17 protein-coding genes are annotated in these 16903 nt (G+C 70.2%); 8 read left to right on the forward strand and 9 right to left on the reverse strand.

Annotated elements, in window-relative coordinates:
* Positions 1-10 precede the first annotated feature (10 nt).
* Positions 11-1294 carry an ion channel protein gene (locus AB0M63_RS42820; RefSeq protein WP_366023216.1) on the reverse strand — a complete coding sequence of 428 codons (1284 nt, stop codon included), beginning with the start codon at positions 1292-1294 and terminating at the stop codon, positions 11-13.
* A gap of 109 nt (positions 1295-1403) precedes the next feature.
* On the opposite strand from AB0M63_RS42820, the gene AB0M63_RS42825 reads away from it, so the two are divergent.
* On the forward strand, positions 1404-2165 hold the full coding sequence (locus AB0M63_RS42825) for a MerR family transcriptional regulator (RefSeq protein WP_355907837.1): 762 nt from the start codon (positions 1404-1406) through the stop codon (positions 2163-2165).
* 19 nt (positions 2166-2184) lie between these two features.
* On the opposite strand, the gene AB0M63_RS42830 is transcribed toward AB0M63_RS42825, so the two are convergent.
* Entirely contained in the window at positions 2185-2550 is a 366-nt protein-coding gene (locus AB0M63_RS42830) for a YbjQ family protein (RefSeq protein WP_200688251.1), read from the reverse strand.
* A gap of 137 nt (positions 2551-2687) precedes the next feature.
* Here AB0M63_RS42830 and AB0M63_RS42835 point away from each other — a divergent pair, with 137 nt between their 5' ends.
* Entirely contained in the window at positions 2688-3632 is a 945-nt protein-coding gene (locus tag AB0M63_RS42835) for a VTT domain-containing protein (protein ID WP_355907842.1), read from the forward strand.
* A 15-nt stretch (positions 3633-3647) separates the two neighbouring features.
* Here AB0M63_RS42835 and AB0M63_RS42840 read toward each other — a convergent pair whose 3' ends face one another.
* Positions 3648-5288: a threonine/serine exporter family protein gene (locus AB0M63_RS42840; protein ID WP_366023217.1), complete on the reverse strand. Its 1641-nt coding sequence runs from the start codon at positions 5286-5288 to the stop codon at positions 3648-3650.
* A gap of 103 nt (positions 5289-5391) precedes the next feature.
* Positions 5392-5883, reverse strand: coding sequence for an inorganic diphosphatase (locus AB0M63_RS42845; protein ID WP_019070224.1), 492 nt, complete (start codon positions 5881-5883; stop codon positions 5392-5394).
* A gap of 124 nt (positions 5884-6007) precedes the next feature.
* Between AB0M63_RS42845 and dacB the strand changes: the two genes are divergently transcribed.
* The 6 genes from dacB (at position 6008) to folE (ending at position 13628) form a co-directional block, all read left to right on the forward strand.
* Positions 6008-7591 carry a D-alanyl-D-alanine carboxypeptidase/D-alanyl-D-alanine-endopeptidase gene (gene dacB / locus AB0M63_RS42850; RefSeq protein ID WP_366023243.1) on the forward strand — a complete coding sequence of 528 codons (1584 nt, stop codon included), beginning with the start codon at positions 6008-6010 and terminating at the stop codon, positions 7589-7591.
* An 85-nt stretch (positions 7592-7676) separates the two neighbouring features.
* Positions 7677-8810: a zinc-dependent metalloprotease gene (locus AB0M63_RS42855; protein WP_355907852.1), complete on the forward strand. Its 1134-nt coding sequence runs from the start codon at positions 7677-7679 to the stop codon at positions 8808-8810.
* A gap of 192 nt (positions 8811-9002) precedes the next feature.
* A complete protein-coding gene (gene tilS / locus AB0M63_RS42860) occupies positions 9003-10043 on the forward strand; it encodes a tRNA lysidine(34) synthetase TilS (RefSeq protein WP_355907855.1) in 1041 nt (346 codons plus the stop codon).
* A gap of 65 nt (positions 10044-10108) precedes the next feature.
* On the forward strand, positions 10109-10669 hold the full coding sequence (hpt, locus tag AB0M63_RS42865; RefSeq protein ID WP_019064278.1) for a hypoxanthine phosphoribosyltransferase: 561 nt from the start codon (positions 10109-10111) through the stop codon (positions 10667-10669).
* A 186-nt stretch (positions 10670-10855) separates the two neighbouring features.
* Positions 10856-12889 (forward strand): ATP-dependent zinc metalloprotease FtsH, encoded by a 2034-nt coding sequence (gene ftsH, locus AB0M63_RS42870; RefSeq protein ID WP_355907858.1) that lies wholly within the window; start codon positions 10856-10858, stop codon positions 12887-12889.
* 133 nt (positions 12890-13022) lie between these two features.
* Entirely contained in the window at positions 13023-13628 is a 606-nt protein-coding gene (gene folE, locus AB0M63_RS42875) for a GTP cyclohydrolase I FolE (RefSeq protein ID WP_355907861.1), read from the forward strand.
* Positions 13629-13633: 5 nt separating this feature from the next.
* Here the strand turns inward: folE and AB0M63_RS42880 are convergent, their stop codons facing one another.
* The 5 genes from AB0M63_RS42880 to folP form a co-directional block, all read right to left on the reverse strand.
* A complete protein-coding gene (locus tag AB0M63_RS42880) occupies positions 13634-14122 on the reverse strand; it encodes a DUF3180 domain-containing protein (protein ID WP_355907864.1) in 489 nt (162 codons plus the stop codon).
* Positions 14123-14181: 59 nt separating this feature from the next.
* Positions 14182-14793: a 2-amino-4-hydroxy-6-hydroxymethyldihydropteridine diphosphokinase gene (gene folK, locus AB0M63_RS42885; protein ID WP_355907867.1), complete on the reverse strand. Its 612-nt coding sequence runs from the start codon at positions 14791-14793 to the stop codon at positions 14182-14184.
* The gene (folB, locus tag AB0M63_RS42890; RefSeq protein WP_355907870.1) at positions 14790-15149 is read right to left on the reverse strand and encodes a dihydroneopterin aldolase; all 360 of its coding nucleotides are present in this window, start codon (positions 15147-15149) and stop codon (positions 14790-14792) included. Before folB ends, folK begins: the two co-directional genes overlap by 4 nt.
* Before the next feature lie 249 nt (positions 15150-15398).
* Positions 15399-15902 carry a nuclear transport factor 2 family protein gene (locus AB0M63_RS42895; RefSeq protein ID WP_355907873.1) on the reverse strand — a complete coding sequence of 168 codons (504 nt, stop codon included), beginning with the start codon at positions 15900-15902 and terminating at the stop codon, positions 15399-15401.
* Positions 15899-16759 carry a dihydropteroate synthase gene (gene folP / locus AB0M63_RS42900; RefSeq protein WP_366023218.1) on the reverse strand — a complete coding sequence of 287 codons (861 nt, stop codon included), beginning with the start codon at positions 16757-16759 and terminating at the stop codon, positions 15899-15901. The genes AB0M63_RS42895 and folP overlap by 4 nt, the downstream gene beginning before the upstream one ends.
* Positions 16760-16903: the final 144 nt, after the last annotated feature.

Below are 16903 nucleotides of genomic sequence, written 5' to 3' on the forward strand. Positions count from 1 at the left end.
TCAACGGGTATCAGCGAACCGGAGTTCCGTCCGCGCGCAACTGCATCTGCGGCCTCCCGGTCACCAGCAGCCACGCCGGCAGCGAGGCGATGCACAACAGGGCGAGGATCGCCGGCGAGGCCACCACGATGGCGGCGGTGAACAGGCTCACCCAGCCCTGCCGCGTGATCGCCAGCAGCATGCCCAGGACGCCCGCGGCGACGCCCAGCGCCGGATGCACCGCCGGGACGACCGCGTGGGCGAACAGCCCGAACGCGGCGCCGATGAACACCGAGGGGAAGATCCGCCCGCCCCGGAAACCGCAGGACGCGGCGACCACCAGCGCGGCCAGCTTCACCACCGTCATCGTCGCGAACTGTCCCGCCGACCAGCCCTCGGGATCGGCCGCCAGCGCCGCGACCTCGTCCAGCCCCTTGAAGAGCGTCAGATGGCCACCCACGGCCGCCAGCAGGCCCAGCACGAGCCCACCGGCCGGTAGCGCCAGCATGGGGTGCTTGAGTCGGGAGAAGGCGCCATGGACGTACGGGAAGCCGTAGACCGCGCACATCCCGAGCAGGGCGGCCAGCGGTGCCAGCACCAGGACGGCCAGCAGATCGCCCCAGCCGGGTCGGCCGAACGCGGGCAGATGCAGGTCGAAGGTCGGATGAGCCACCAGGGTGGTCGTCATGGCGCCGACACTGGCCGCGGCAAGCGGCGCGAACACGTTGTCCCACAGCGCGCCCTTGGTGTTCCGCCCGGCCAGCGCCTCCGAGATGAGCAGCGCCGCCGCCACCGGCGTCCCGAAGAGCGCGCCGATCGTCGCCGACTCGGCCAGCACCGCCCACGCCCCGCCCGGCACCCGGGGCGCCAGCCTGTGTCCGACCCACACGGCGAGCCCCACGTTCACGGCGATGAGCGGGTTCTCCGGCCCGAGACTCGGGCCGCCCGCGAGCATCAGCGCGGTCGCCAGCACCAGCCCGGGCAGCACCATGGGCGGCAGCGCCACGGTCTCCAGCCCGGTGGTCGCCGGATCGGGACCGGCATGCCCCGGCACCTTCCACACCACAAGACCGACCGCGATGCCGGTGGCCGTCAGCATGACGAGCATCCACAGCACCGAGTACCGGCCGACGCCGAGAGCGTCCGGCAGGTTCTTCCAGAGCACGTGCTGGAGCAGCTCGGCCACCTCGCTCACCCCGAGGAAGAGCAGACTCGCGAGCACGCCCACGACCAGAGCGGGGACGATCAACGGCAGCAGGGTGCGCGCCGGGGTCGTAGGGGCAACCGGTGCCTGTTGCGCGCTGTCCTGGGCCACGGGCACACCATAAGCGGGCAAAACGGACCCAACATCTTGAGTGTGCGGGACTTGCACCTCACGCGACGTGAGGCCTCAGCGTGGAGCGCGGACACAGAAGGGAGCGGAAGTGAGCTACTCCGTAGGACAGGTCGCCGGATTCGCCGGGGTCACCGTGCGCACGTTGCACCACTACGACGACATCGGCCTGCTCGTCCCGAGCGAGCGCAGCCGCGCGGGTCACCGGCGCTACGCCGACACCGACCTCGACCGGCTGCAGCAGATCCTGTTCTACCGGGAACTCGGCTTCCCGCTCGACGAGGTCGCGGCCCTGCTCGACGACCCGGAGACGGACCCGCGCGCACACCTGCGCCGCCAGCACGAACTGCTGACCGCCCGGATCGAGAAGCTGCGGAAGATGGCCGAGGCCGTGGAGCACGCCATGGAGGCACGCACGATGGGCATCAATCTCACCCCCGAGGAACGCTTCGAGGTCTTCGGCGACAAGGATCCCGAGCAGTACGCCGAAGAGGCCGAACAGCGCTGGGGCGGCACCGAGGCCTACGCCGAGTCGCAGCGCCGGGCCGCCCGCTACACCAAGGCCGACTGGAAACGCCTCCAGGCCGAGGTCGACGACTGGAGCGAGCGCTACGCCACCCTGGTGACCACCGGCGAACCACCCACCGCCGTGGCGCCCATGGACCTGGCCGAGGAACACCGCCTGCACATCGACCGCTGGTTCTACCCGTGCTCGTACGAGATGCACGTGTGCCTCGGCGGGATGTACGTCTCCGACGAGCGCTTCAAGGCGTTCTACGACTCCATGGCCCCCGGCCTGGCCGAACACCTCCGGGACGCGATCCTGGCGAACGCGTCCCGGCACACCCCGTAGGCCTCGTTCCGGCCCGGGGTCACTCCCGGGCCAGGACCACCGCCGTCCCGTAGGCGCACACCTCGGTGCCCACGTCCGCCGCCTCGGTCACGTCGAAGCGGAACGCCAGGACGCCGTTGGCGCCACGCGCGCGTGCCTGCTCGATGAGCCGCTCCATGGCCTGGTTGCGGGTCTGCACGAGGGTCTTGGTGAGCCCCTTCAGCTCACCGCCGACCATCGACTTCAGACCGGCGCCGATCTGGCTGCCGAGATGCCGGGAGCGCACGGTCAGCCCGAACACCTCGCCGATCACCTGCTCGACCCGGTACCCGGGGACGTCGTTCGTCGTCACGACCAGCACATCGGCCTGCGGCCCCTGGCCGCCGCCGTATTCGTCGATACCCATGGCTCACAGCTTTGTCCTATGGGAGGCACAGTGCATCCTGGAGACACCGGTGGAACCTGGGACGGACACATTGCGTTGATAGCTTTGTGCGGCCGTGCCTGACGCCGTATCCCTCCACCCCTCAGGAGCCCGGAACCGTGATGACGCTTGCCCTCGGCCCGAGCTGGCTCGATCCGAACACCATGCTCGACCGGTTCGGGATCTGGGGCCTGCTCCTCGTGGTCTTCGCGGAGTCCGGCCTGCTCATCGGGTTCTTCCTGCCGGGTGACTCCCTGCTGTTCACCTGCGGCCTGCTGATCACCGCGGGCACCCTGGACTTCCCGCTGTGGGCGGCGATCCCGCTGATCTGCGTGGCCGCGATCCTCGGCGACCAGGCGGGCTACGTCTTCGGCAAGAAGGTCGGCCCCTCGCTCTTCACCCGCCCGAACTCCCGCCTCTTCAAGCAGGAGAACGTGGTCAAGGCGCACGAGTTCTTCGAGAAGTACGGCCCCAAGTCCCTGGTCCTGGCCCGCTTCGTGCCCGTCGTGCGCACCTTCACGCCGATCATCGCCGGCGTCAGCGGCATGAAGTACCGCTCCTTCATCACGTTCAACGTGATCGGCGGCGTCCTGTGGGGCGCGGGCGTGACCCTGCTGGGCTCCTGGCTCGGCAACATCGACTTCGTCCACAAGAACATCGAAGCGATCCTCATCCTGATCGTCTTCGTCTCGGTGGTCCCGATCATCATCGAGTTCCTGCGCGCCCGCTCCAAGGCCAAGAAGGAGCCCCAGGGGCCCCAAGGGAACGGGGCGCAGCCCGGCGACCCGGCCGCGACCCAGCCGTTCCCCGTGATCATGGACGACTCGACGACCCAGCTCCGTCGCGTGGACGAGCCCCAGCAGCAGAACAACGGCTACGACCAGAACACCGGCTACGACCAGAACAACGGTTACGACCAGTACTACGCGCAGCCCCAGCAACAGCAGACGTACCAGCAGCAGCCGTACGGCAACCAGCAGTACGGAAACCAGCAGTACCCGCCGTACGACAACCAGGGGCAGAACCACGGCTACTCGCAGAACGGCGGCTATCCGCAGGGCTGAAGTCGTGGGTGGCGGTCAGAAACCCCGAGTCCGCTTGGCAGCCCGCCGAGCCCCGGCGGCAGCGCCCGGCACCCGCAGGAACAGCCGCGAGATCTCCGACCCCAGGTTGACCCCGATGGCGATGGCCATGGCGAGCGAGGCGGCCGTGGCCAGCGACACCAGCCCCTTGTCGACCTCGTTCTGAGCGATCGACAGCAGCCCGAAGTACGTGGCCGATCCGGGCAGCAGGGGCCCGATCGCGGCCGTCGTGTACGGCAGCGCCGACGCGAAGCGGTAGCGGGACAGCAACTGCCCGAAGAGGCCGACCAACCCCGCGGCCACGGCCGTTGAGGCGACCGGTGAGATCTTGGCGGCGTAGTGCATCGCCCCGTACACGGACCAGGCGACGCCCCCGTTGAGGGACACCAGCAGCACGGTGGATCGTTCCTGCTGGAGCAGGACCGCGAAGGTCAGCGACAGCAGGACGGACGCGGCGATCTGCCACAGCGGCTGGTCCGAATCGCCCAGCGCCACGTCCGGGTCGAGCTGGGCGCCGAGCTTCACACCGAAGTACAGGACGATGAGCACTCCGGCCACGATGCCGACGAAGAAGTACATGACCTCCAGGAGCCGCGCCGACGCGGTGATGTAGAAGCCGGTCAGCCCGTCCTGCACGCCCGCCACCAGTGCCCGCCCGGGCAGCAGCGCGAACAGCCCACCGGTGATGACCGCGGAGGCCTTCACATCGACGTCGGCGACCGTGAGCGCGACCCCTATCGCGGCCGGCGGCATCGCGGCGACCGTGAACTGGTAGAACTCCGGCAGCCCGCGCCCCGCGCACAGCCACGCCAGCCGGTCCCCGAGCATCGCCCCGAGCGCGGCGGCGAAGAACACGATCACGTCACCGCCGACGAGCACGGAGGCGGCCCCCGCGAGCAGACCGCTGGCCGAGGTCAGCACCCACCCGGGATACGGGTGCCGGTTGCGCCGCATCTCCGCGAGCCGCCGGTAGGCCTCCTCCAGGGAGAGCGCCGTCTCCGGATCGCTCAGATCGTCGACGAGCCGGAACACGGCCGCCAGCCGCGTGTAGTCGGTGCCCCGGCGGCGCACGGTCCGAGACGCGGTCACCGGATCGTCCACCAGGGAGGGCTGATACGAGATCGACAGCAGGGTGAACGTGACGTTCGGCTCGCAGCGGTCCAGGCCGTAGGAGCGGCAGACCGCGAACATCGCCGCCTCGACGTCCTCCGCGCCCTCCCCGCCCGCGAGCAGCAACTCGCCGATGCGGAGCGTCAGATCGAGCACGCGCGGTACGGCGGGACCGCTGTCGTCCGGTTTCTGCACCGGCTCCGGCGCGGGCCGTTCGGCCACCGGCATCCGCAGCATCGTGCGCATCCGGTCCTGCCAGGGCACGTCCTTGGTGAGGCTGACGACGGGGATCCCGGTCGGCGGGGTGAAGGCGGGCGGCGCCTGTCTGGCGCGGTAGGTCCTGGGCGGACTGAACGCCGACCCCTCGGACTCCTCGACGGCCGGCACCGGCGTCACGTCGAGCCCCTGCGGGACGGCGAACTCCGAGGTCGTGGACGATTCCCCGTCGATCGCAGCGACACCCACCGGAGCCGTGAACGCGCTCCTGGCCTCGTCCGACTGCGGCTTGCGGTCCTCCGCTTCCGTCACTCCGTAGCACTCCCTGTACGACGACTGCGGTGATCCTCAGTATGCGCACAGACATGCAAACGGGCCGCACGCGTACGCGTGCGGCCCGTTCGCGACAGGGGGCTCAGTGGCCGCCCTGCTCCTTCAGTCGCTTGTACGAGCGCTCGATCTCCGCCTCGGCGTCCGTACGGCCCACCCAGTTGGCACCCTCGACCGACTTGCCGGGCTCCAGGTCCTTGTAGACCTCGAAGAAGTGCTGGATCTCCAGGCGGTCGAACTCCGACACGTGGTGGATGTCACGCAGGTGCTCCACACGCGGGTCGGACGCCGGGACGCACAGCAGCTTGTCGTCGCCGCCGGCCTCGTCGGTCATCCGGAACATGCCGATCGCGCGGCACTTGATGAGGCAGCCGGGGAAGGTCGGCTCCTCCAGGATGACCAGCGCGTCCAGCGGGTCGCCGTCCTCGCCGAGAGTGTTCTCGACGAAGCCGTAGTCGGCCGGGTAACTGGTCGAGGTGAAGAGTCGACGGTCCAGGCGGATCCGACCGGTCTCGTGGTCCACCTCGTACTTGTTCCGCGAACCCTTCGGGATCTCGATCGTGACGTCGAACTCCACCGGTGGCTCCTCCATGATCAGCACATAGTTCTGGTGGTTAAGTGTCCCTCACGCAGGTGTGTGATCGCGAAAGGGGCTGGTGGTCGTGCCGGAGCTGAGGCCTTGGCGGGCCGCGAGACCGCATGTGGCGCGGGTCGCACGAGCCGCCCGGCCCCGTCTCGTGCGGGCCGCGCAATCCGTGAAACCGCGCGTGACGCGGGTTGCCCAAGCTGTGTCGCCCCAGGTCACGCGGCTCACGCAGGCCGTGTCACCACAGCTCGCGCGGTTGCCGCGGCCCGACCGAACCTGGCGGTTCCCCGCCGTCGCCACCACCGCCGGGATGGCGCTGGCCGCCGTCGTGGTGACCGCCGCCGGTCCCTGGGACTCCTCGGGTCAGCGTACGGCCGAGCGGGACCACGCAGTCGCACAGGAACGTTCAGGTGGCGTAGATCACGGCCGTAATTCCGATACGTCCGCCAAGGCACCCCGTCCCGCACCGAGCGCCGCATCCGTCCTGGTCGGCCTCGGCGGCTCCGCGAGCACGGTGAAGTCGGCCCCGACCGGCACGGCCCTCGCGGACGTCCTGAGCCCCCTTCTGGGCAACTCGGCGCTCGGCACCCGCCACACGGCCGCCGTGGTGGACGTGTCGACCGGCAAGCGCCTCTACGGCGTCGGCGCGGACGACGCGCTGACCCCGGCCTCGACCACGAAGATCGCCACCGCGGTGGCAGCCCTCTCCGCGATGGGCGCCGACCACCGCTTCACCACCCGCGCCGCCCTGGAGCCCGACACCAAGGAACTCGTCCTGGTCGGCGGCGGTGACCCCACCCTGACGGCCCACCAGGACGCCGAGGACTGGGCCAGTCTGCGCACGCTGGCCGACAGGACGGCGGCGACCCTGAAGAAGCGCGGCGTGCGCGAGGTGACGCTGTCGTACGACACGACCCTGTACGCCGGTGCCGAACTCCACCCGATCGGGGTCAACGAGAACCTCGCCCCGGTCAGCGCCCTGATGGCCGACGAGGGCCGTACGGACGACTCGTCGAGCGGGCCGGTGCTGCGGGTGACGGACCCGGCGGCGGACGCGGCCAAGAAGTTCGCGTCCTTCCTCCAGGAGCACGGCATCAAGACGACATCGCCCGGCCCCTCCAAGGCGACCGGCCGCGCGGACACCCTCGCCACGGTCTCCTCGCCGCCGCTCTCCGACCTGGTCGAGCGGATGCTGACCAACAGCGACAACGACATCGCGGAGGCGCTGGCCCGCCAGACCGCCGTAGCGACGGGCAGGCGGGCCGACTTCGACGGGGGCGCCGCCGCGATCGCCGCCCAGTTGAAGAAGCTCCAACTCCCCGTCGGGGGCGCGGCCTTCAACGACGGCAGCGGCCTCAACCGCGACGACCGCCTCACCGCCGACCTCCTGACCGCCCTCCTGGTCAAGGCCGGCGACCCGGGCCACCCCGAACTCCGCCCGGTCCTCACCGGCCTCCCCGTCGCCGCCTTCACGGGCACCCTGACGACCCGCTACACGGACGCCACGGGCGCGGCCGGCGTCGTACGCGCCAAGACGGGCACCCTGACGGGCGTCAACACCCTCGCGGGCACGGTCGTCGACAAGGACGGACAGTTGCTCGCCTTCGCGTTCCTGGCGTCCGACACGACGAACGCGCTGGAGGCCCAGGCGGCCCTGGACCGCACGGCGACGGCGCTGGCGGGCTGCGGCTGCTCATAGCCAAGTCGCCATCGAGCCGCCGCCGGACCGCGTTCGCGCATCTCGTGCCCTGCCCCAAGCGGCAGCGCTCACGTACGGTTGACGCATGACGAGCATCGGTGGTGCTGCTTCTTCTCAGATGGTCGACTGGAATCTCGCGGTGGCGACCGCGACCCGACTCGTGCGGCCGGGCCCCGAGGTGAGCCGTGACGAGGCCCGGGCCGTCGTCGCGGAACTGCGCCGGCACGCGAAGGCCTCGGAGCAGCACGTCCGGGGTTTCACCCGGATGGGCACGGACGACATCCACGACACCCCGATCCTGGTCGTCGACCGCCCCGGCTGGGTCCGGGCGAACGTCGCCGGGTTCCGGGAGGTCCTCAAGCCGCTGCTCGACAAGATGCAGGAGCGGCGGAGCAACACCCCAGGAGGCGCGGTCTTCGGCGCGGTCGGTGGCAAGGTCACCGGCGTCGAGCTGGGCATGCTGCTGTCGTTCCTGTCCTCGCGCGTGCTCGGTCAGTACGAGACGTTCGCCCCGGCGTCGCGCGAACTGCCGGCGGGCGCGAAGGGCGGACGGCTGCTGCTGGTCGCGCCGAACATCGTCCATGTGGAGCGCGAACTCGACGTACAGCCCCACGACTTCCGCCTGTGGGTGTGCCTGCACGAGGAGACGCACCGCACGCAGTTCACGGCCGTGCCCTGGCTGCGTGACCACCTGGAGGGCGAAATCCAGTCGTTCTTGGGGGAGACCGAGGTCGACCCCATGACGGTCCTGGAGCGCATCCGGGAAGCCGCCCAGTCGCTGGCCGGTGGCCGGCCCGAGGGCGAGGAGGAGGACGACGGCGGTCGCTCCCTCGTGGAGATCGTGCAGACGCCCGCCCAGCGGGAGATCCTCAGCCGGCTCACCGCCGTGATGTCCCTCCTGGAGGGACACGCCGACTTCGTGATGGACGGCGTCGGTCCCGAGGTGGTGCCGAGCGTCGCGGAGATCCGCGAGAAGTTCCAGCAGCGTCGCGCGAAGGGCGCCTCCCGGCTGGACTCGGCGCTGCGCAAGCTGCTCGGTCTGGACGCCAAGCTGAGGCAGTACCGCGACGGCGAGCGGTTCGTCCGCGCGGTCGTCGACCAGGTCGGCATGGACGGCTTCAACCGGGTGTGGACCTCCCCGAACACGCTGCCGACCAAGACGGAGATCGCCAAACCGGCGGACTGGGTCGCGCGGGTGCATCGCAAGGCCGAGTCGTGAACCGTCGCGGGCGTGGTGAAACGAATCCGGCCGACGGCAGGCGAACGCCCCCGCAATCACCCGTCCGAGGGACCGTGAGCGATGGGTAGGCGTGCAATGCTCGGGGAACGCCCCGGTTCTGTCACCATCTACACACTCTGAGTGACCGAACCTCGGGCCAACCCCCCGAAAACTTCATGAAGGGAACCGGACATGGGTCCCCATCCTGCGGTCGCGGCGATACGCCTGGCGGTCCGCCGCGTCCTCCACGACATCCTCACAGACCACGAGGCCCTGCAGACAGCCGGCGCCTCCCGGCACCCCTCGCACGAGCGCCCGCCCTCGCCGCTCGTGCTCGTGGCGTGCTCCGGCGGCGCCGATTCCATGGCCCTCGCCTCCGCCCTCGCCTTCGAGGCCCCCAAGCTGGGCATCCGGGCCGGCGGCATCACCGTCGACCACGGCCTCCAGGCCGGCTCCGACCTGCGCGCCGACGAGGTCGTCCTGCGCCTGCGCGAACTGGGCCTGGACCCCGTCGAGGCCACCGCCGTGACCGTGGGCCGCGAGGGCGGCCCCGAGGCAGCCGCCCGGGACGCCCGCTACGCCGCCCTCGACGCCTGCGCCGCGCGCCACGGCGCCGCCGCGGTCCTGCTCGGCCACACGCGCGACGACCAGGCGGAAACCGTCCTGCTGGGCCTCGCCCGCGGCTCCGGCATCCGCTCCCTGTCCGGAATGGCTGCGGTCTCGGGGGCCGACGGCCGTTACCGCCGCCCCTTCCTGCACCTGGACCGGCAGACCGCCCGCAAGGCCTGCATGGTCCAGTCGCTGCCCGTCTGGGACGACCCGCACAACGCCGACCCGGCGTACACCCGCTCCCGGCTCCGCCACGAAGGCCTGCCCGCCCTGGAGAAGGCGCTCGGCAAAGGCGTCGTGGAAGCCCTCGCCCGTACGGCGCAGCTCTCCCGGGACGACGCCGACGCCCTCGACACCTGGGCCAGCCAGGCCGAGGCCTCCGTGCGCGACGCCACCGGCCTCCTGGAGTGCGCGAAGCTCTACGCCCTGCCGCCCGCCGTGCGCCGCCGCATCCTGCGCCGCGCGGCCATCCAGGCGGGCGCCCCGGCCGGTTCGCTGTTCGCCCGTCACATCGAGGAAGTCGACCGCCTCATCACCGGCTGGCGCGGCCAGGGAGCCATCAATCTCCCGGGCAAGGTCGTCGCCCGGCGGCAGGGTGGCAGACTGGTGATTCGGCAAGGCTGAATCGACACCCCCTCCGGACCTCCGGGGGCGGGACCAGGTAGTAGCCGGTGGGACGACCGAAAGTGATGCGGGTGGACGCGAAAGACATGGGTGACGACCTCCAGTCGGTGCTCATCACCAAGGAAGAGATCGACGCGAAGCTCGTGGAGCTGGCCGCGAAGATCGACGCGGAGTACGCGGGCAAGGATCTGCTGATCGTCGGCGTCCTCAAGGGCGCGGTGATGGTCATGGCGGACCTCGCCCGGGCGCTGTCCACCCCCGTCACCATGGACTGGATGGCCGTGTCGTCGTACGGCGCGGGCACCCAGTCCTCCGGTGTGGTGCGGATCCTCAAGGACCTCGACACCGACATCAAGGGCAAGCACGTCCTCATCGTCGAGGACATCATCGACTCCGGTCTGACGCTGTCCTGGCTGATCTCCAACCTCGGCTCCCGCGAGCCCGACTCGTTGAAGATCTGCACCCTGCTGCGCAAGCCGGAGGCGGCCAAGGTCGCCATCGACGTGGAATGGGTCGGCTTCGACATTCCGAACGAGTTCGTCGTCGGATACGGCCTCGACTACGCGGAGAAGTACCGCAACCTGCCGTTCGTCGGTACGCTCGCGCCGCACGTCTACGGCGGCTAGAGCCACTCGGCCCAAGCCCTGTAAGACGATCGGGAACCCCAGCGGGTTTCGCGCCGTTGGAGCATGCAGACGCGTCTCCCAGCGGTCCTGTGCGGCTTCGGCCCACCATGCTGGGGTACCGTCAGAAGAACTGTCTTTATCAAACTCACTATGGCAGGAGGGACGGAGCGACTTCGCTCCGTATGGATGGACGTGAAGCGATACTTCCGTGGGCCGGTCATGTGGATCGTGCTGGCCGTCCTTGCCGTGGTCGTGTTGATGCAGGTCGTCGGCTCGTCCGGCGGCTACAAGACGGTGGACACCGGCCAGGTCGTCCAGGCGATCAATGACAACAAGGTCGAGTCGGCCAAGATCACCACCGGCGACGAGCAGACCATCAAGGTCACGCTCAAGGACGGCGAAAAGGTTTCCGGCAGCTCCAAGATCCAGGCGAGCTACATCGGCGACCAGGGCGTGGACATTGCCGGCACGCTGCAGACCAAGTACCAGGACAAGCAGATTCCGGACGGCTACACGGTCTCGCCGACGAAGCAGAACGCTTTCGTCGGGATTCTGCTGTCGCTGCTCCCCTTCGTCCTCATCGTGGTCGTCTTCCTGTTCCTGATGAACCAGATGCAGGGCGGCGGCTCCCGAGTCATGAACTTCGGGAAGTCCAAGGCCAAGCTCATCACCAAGGACACCCCGAAGACGACGTTCGCGGACGTCGCGGGCTCCGACGAGGCCGTCGAGGAACTGCACGAGATCAAGGAGTTCCTCCAGGAGCCGGCGAAGTTCCAGGCCGTCGGCGCCAAGATCCCCAAGGGCGTACTCCTGTACGGCCCTCCCGGCACCGGCAAGACCCTGCTGGCGCGCGCCGTCGCGGGCGAGGCCGGGGTGCCCTTCTACTCGATCTCCGGTTCCGACTTCGTCGAGATGTTCGTCGGTGTCGGTGCCTCCCGAGTCCGTGACCTGTTCGAGCAGGCCAAGGCGAACGCCCCGGCGATCGTCTTCGTCGACGAGATCGACGCGGTCGGCCGCCATCGCGGTGCCGGCCTCGGCGGCGGTCACGACGAGCGCGAGCAGACGCTGAACCAGCTGCTCGTCGAGATGGACGGCTTCGACGTCAAGGGCGGCGTGATCCTCATCGCCGCGACGAACCGGCCCGACATCCTCGACCCGGCCCTCCTGCGGCCCGGCCGCTTCGACCGCCAGATCGCGGTCGACCGCCCGGACATGCAGGGCCGTCTGGAGATCCTCAAGGTCCACCAGAAGGGCAAGCCGGTCGCACCGGACGTCGATCTGTCGGCCGTCGCGCGCCGCACGCCGGGCTTCACCGGCGCGGACCTGAGCAACGTCCTCAACGAGGCCGCCCTGCTCACCGCCCGCGGCAACCGCAAGCTGATCGACAACTCCATGCTGGACGAGGCGATCGACCGTGTGGTCGCGGGCCCGCAGAAGCGGACCCGGATCATGTCGGACAAGGAGAAGAAGATCACCGCGTACCACGAGGGCGGACACGCCCTGGTCGCGGCGGCCTCTCCCAACTCCGACCCGGTCCACAAGATCACGATCCTCTCCCGAGGCCGTGCTCTGGGCTACACGATGGTGCTGCCCGAAGAGGACAAGTACTCGACCACGCGCAACGAGATGCTCGATCAGCTCGCCTACATGCTGGGCGGCCGGGCGGCCGAGGAACTGGTCTTCCACGACCCGACCACGGGCGCCGCGAACGACATCGAGAAGGCCACCGCCACGGCCCGCGCGATGGTCACGCAGTACGGCATGACCGAGCGCCTCGGCGCGATCAAGTTCGGCGGCGACAACACCGAGCCCTTCCTGGGCCGGGAGATGTCGCACCCGCGCGACTACTCGGAAGAGGTCGCCGCGCTCGTCGACGAAGAGGTCAAGAAGCTCATCGAGAACGCGCACAACGAGGCCTGGGAGATCCTGGTCGAGAACCGTGACGTGCTCGACGCGCTGGTGCTGCAGCTGCTGGAGAAGGAGACGCTGAACAAGGAGCAGATCGCCGAGGTCTTCGCTCCCATCGTGAAGCGCCCGGCCCGCCCCTCGTGGACCGGCTCCTCCCGGCGTACGCCGTCCACCCGCCCGCCGGTGCTCTCCCCCAAGGAGCTGTCGCTGACGAACGGGACGAACGGCGCGGGTCCCGCGATCACCGCCGGTGCGACCGCCGAGTCCTCTCCCACGCTGGAGAAGGCCCCGGAGGAGCGCCCCGAGAACTGACGCGAGTCTCACACGGCGTGAAATGGATGCCGCGCTCCCCTGGAATTAGCCTGGGGAGCGCGGCATTTCCATGTGCCGGCAACTGAGACGTGTGTCCCGCACACGCGTGACCCGCACAGGAACGAGGCACGACATGACCGACCCCGTGACGCTGGACGGCGAGGGAACCATCGGTGTCTTCGACGAGAAGCGCGCCGAGAACGCCGTTCGCGAGCTGTTGATCGCGGTCGGCGAGGACCCTGACCGTGAGGGGCTGAGGGAGACTCCGGCGCGGGTGGCGCGGGCGTACAAGGAAATATTCGCGGGGTTGTGGCAGAAGCCCGAGGACGTACTGACGACGACGTTCGACCTGGGGCACGACGAGATGGTCCTCGTGAAGGACATCGAGGTCCTCAGCAGTTGTGAACATCATCTGGTGCCGTTCGTCGGGGTCGCCCATGTCGGGTACATCCCGTCCGGCGACGGCAAGATCACGGGCCTGTCGAAGCTGGCCCGGCTGGTGGACGTCTACGCCCGGCGGCCGCAGGTGCAGGAGCGGCTCACCACGCAGATCGCCGACTCCCTGATGAAGATCCTGGAGCCGCGCGGGGTCATCGTCGTCGTCGAGTGCGAGCACATGTGCATGTCGATGCGGGGCGTGCGCAAGCCCGGCGCCAAGACCATCACGTCGGCGGTGCGCGGACAGCTCCGCGACTCGGCGACCCGGAACGAGGCGATGAGCCTGATCATGGCGCGCTGAGGCCGTCAGGTGACGGGGGTCGCCCCCGCGGCGTTGTTGTCGTCGTCCTCAGGGAGCTTGCACACGCGCTCCAGGAAGATCGCGGCCGCTATCACCGCGATGCCCGCCAGGACCGAGAAGCCGGCGTAGATCGCCTGGTCGCGGCGGGCGGGGATGTCCAGGGACTCCAGGAGATAGGCGCCCGTGCCGCCGTACATCCCGGCGACGAGGGCGGCGACCAGGGCGCTGGCCTGGCCGAAGACGACCGCGCGGGCCGCCATCAGGGGGTCGACCCCCTTGGCGCCGGGACGGCGCTCGCGCTGCGCCTTGAGGCGGGCGCGCAGGGAGAGCGCCGTGGCCAGCAGGACCACGGCGATCACGGCGAGGACGATCGGGGCGGCCAGCGGGACACTGGGCAGGGTCCCCACCGCGCTCCACAGGCGCGCCCCCGCCCATGACAGCACCCCGGCGACGACGAACACGCCGGCCAGCACCCTGATCCGCAGCTCTCTCACGGTGTTCCTTCAGCTCCCCGTGCCCGGTCCGGGCGTAGTGGTCGTCTCGACCTTAACGACTACTCGGGCAGCCGGAGTTCCAGATCCTTGCGCGGCGCGACACCCTCACGCGTCATCACGTCCAGGAGTTCGGCCACCGGGCCGCGGCCGGGCAACTGCGCCTCGGGCTCCACGTCGTGCCAGGGGGCGAGCACGAACGCCCGCTCGTGGGCGCGCGGGTGGGGGAGCGTCAGCACCGGGTCGTCGGAGACCACATCGGCGTACGCGACGATGTCGACGTCGATCGTGCGCGCGCCCCAGCGCTCCTCGCGGACCCGGTGGAAGGCCTCCTCGACCGCGTGCGCCCGCTCCAGCAGGGAGGACGGGGGCAGGGTGGTCTTCAGGACGACGACCGCGTTGAAGTACGACGGCTGGCTGCCGGGCTCGACGCCCCACGGCTCCGTCTCGTAGACCGGCGATACGGCCTTGATGCGGACGCCGGGCGTGTCCTCCAGGGCGTCGATGGCTCCCTGGAGGGTCTCCAGGCGGTTGCCCAGGTTCGCGCCGAGGGAGATCACGGCGCGCTTCGGGTTGCTGAGCGTGGTGTCGGCGGCGTCCACCTGCTGCACCACGGAGGCGGGCACCGGCTGGACGGTCGGGTCGCTGTGACCCTCGGTGAACGAGAAGGTCATACTCGGCTCCGGGTGATGGTGACGGTCACGTCGTCGAAGGGGACGGTGATCGGGGCGTCCGGCTTGTGGACGCGGACCTCGACCTCCTCGACCCCTTCGTGCTTCAGGCAGGTCTGCGCGATGCGCTCGGCGAGCGTCTCGATGAGGTTGACGGGCTCGCCCTGGACGGCGGCCACGACCTCCTCCGCCACGACGCCGTAGTGCACGGTCTTCGTCAGGTCGTCGTCGGCGGCGGCCGGCCGGGTGTCCAGGCCCAGGACGAGGTCCACGATGAAGGTCTGGCCCTCCTCGCGCTCCCTGGGGAACACGCCGTGGTGGCCGCGGGCCTTCAGGCCGCTCAGCGCGACACGATCCACGCGAATCACTCCTGCAATCGTCGGTGGTGGCCGGTTCGTACCGGGTGCGGGCGGTACACCGGCCTCGAACGAATCTACCTGCGGGCACTGACAATGCCGGGCCACGGGGGCATGGGCGCGGTCGGGGCCCGGAGGTTTCATCGAGCGTTTTCCCCGGGGAACCCGGCGGCTCATGGGTCGGTAGCCGCCCCTACCCGCGAGTTCGTGATTCCAACCACTTCTTGGTGCTGTGGGGGTGCGCCTACCCACTCAGGTGGGTGAGTCGTCGCTCTCGTCCTCGTCGTTTTCGGCCAGAACCGGCGACGCGTGGTGCGACCAGAGCTTCCAGCCCTCGGATGTGCGCCGGAACACGTTCGTGGCGACCACGAGCTGGCCCACCAGCGGGCCCAGCTCATCGCTGTCGTCGGGGGACGGGCCGCCGCTGAGGATGTTCTCCGTGCAGGTCACCAGCGCGGTGTCGCCGGTCACCGAGACATGCACGTCGGTGAGGAAGAACTGGATGTACTCGGTGTTCGCCATGATCAGCGCGTACGACCGCAGGACCTCGCCGCGTCCGGTGAGCACCGGCCAGCCCGGGTGCACGCAGGAGATCACGCCGGTGTCCGCCGGGTCGTGGTACTCCTCGTCGACGCCGAGGTCGGCCGGGGTGAGCCAGAGCGCGGACAGTTCGTCGAAGTCGCCGCGCTCCAGGGTCTCGTAGAACGCGGTGTTGGCGAGTTCCACCTGCTCGACGTCGGTGTGGGGGGCGCTCACCGGGCTCCCTCGATGGCGCGGGCGACGCGCACGGCGTCCGCGGTGGCGCGTACCTCGTGGACGCGCACCGCCCAGGCGCCCGCGTGCGCCGCGAGCGCGGAGACGGCGGCCGTGGCGGCGTCGCGCTCGCGCGCGGGCGGGGGCGCTCCCTCGGGACCGGCGAGGACCCGGCCGAGGAACCGCTTGCGGGAGGCGGCGACGAGCACGGGGTGCCCGAGGGTGAGCAGTCGGTCGAGGTGGGCGAGGAGGACGAGATCGTGTTCGGCGTCCTTGGAGAAGCCGAGGCCCGGGTCGACGACGACGCGGTCGGGGGCGACACCGCCGGCGAGAACGGCCTCCACGCGTGCGTGCAGTTCGTCGACGACCTCGGTGACGACGTCCTCGTAGACGCCCTTGACGTTGCCGCCCTCCAGGAAGCCGCGCCAGTGCATGACGACGAAGGGGGCGCCCGAGGCGGCGACCACCGGGATCATCGCCGGGTCGGCGAGGCCGCCGCTGACGTCGTTGACGAGGACGGCGCCGGCGGCGAGGGCCCGCTCGGCGACGGAGGCGCGCATGGTGTCGACGGAGACCGTGACGCCCTCGGCGGCGAGGCCGCGGACGACCGGGATGACGCGCTTGAGTTCCTCGGCCTCGTCGACGCGGGTGGCGCCGGGGCGGGTGGACTCACCGCCGACGTCGACCAGGTCCGCGCCCTCGGCGACCAGGCCGAGGCCGCGCTTCACGGCGGCCGTGGTGTCGAAGAAGCGGCCGCCGTCGGAGAAGGAGTCGGGGGTGACGTTCACGACCCCCATGACCGCGCACCGGTCCCACTCCGGAAGGCCCGCGACGCGCCCGCGTCCGCTCTGCTTGCTCATACGTTCAGCGTAGGCCCCGGGGGAGGGGCCGCGGCGCCGCGGGCCGGAGCGCAGGGCGCTGGTCCGGTGCGGGACGGGCCCGCTCCCGTCGCCGTGGCGCCCGCGCGGCCGGGCGAATCCGCCGGGCCACGCGGGGCGGGACTC

It is taken from the genome of Streptomyces sp. NPDC051576 (genome assembly GCF_040681835.1).
In the GTDB taxonomy this organism is placed as follows: Bacteria; Actinomycetota; Actinomycetes; order Streptomycetales; family Streptomycetaceae; genus Streptomyces.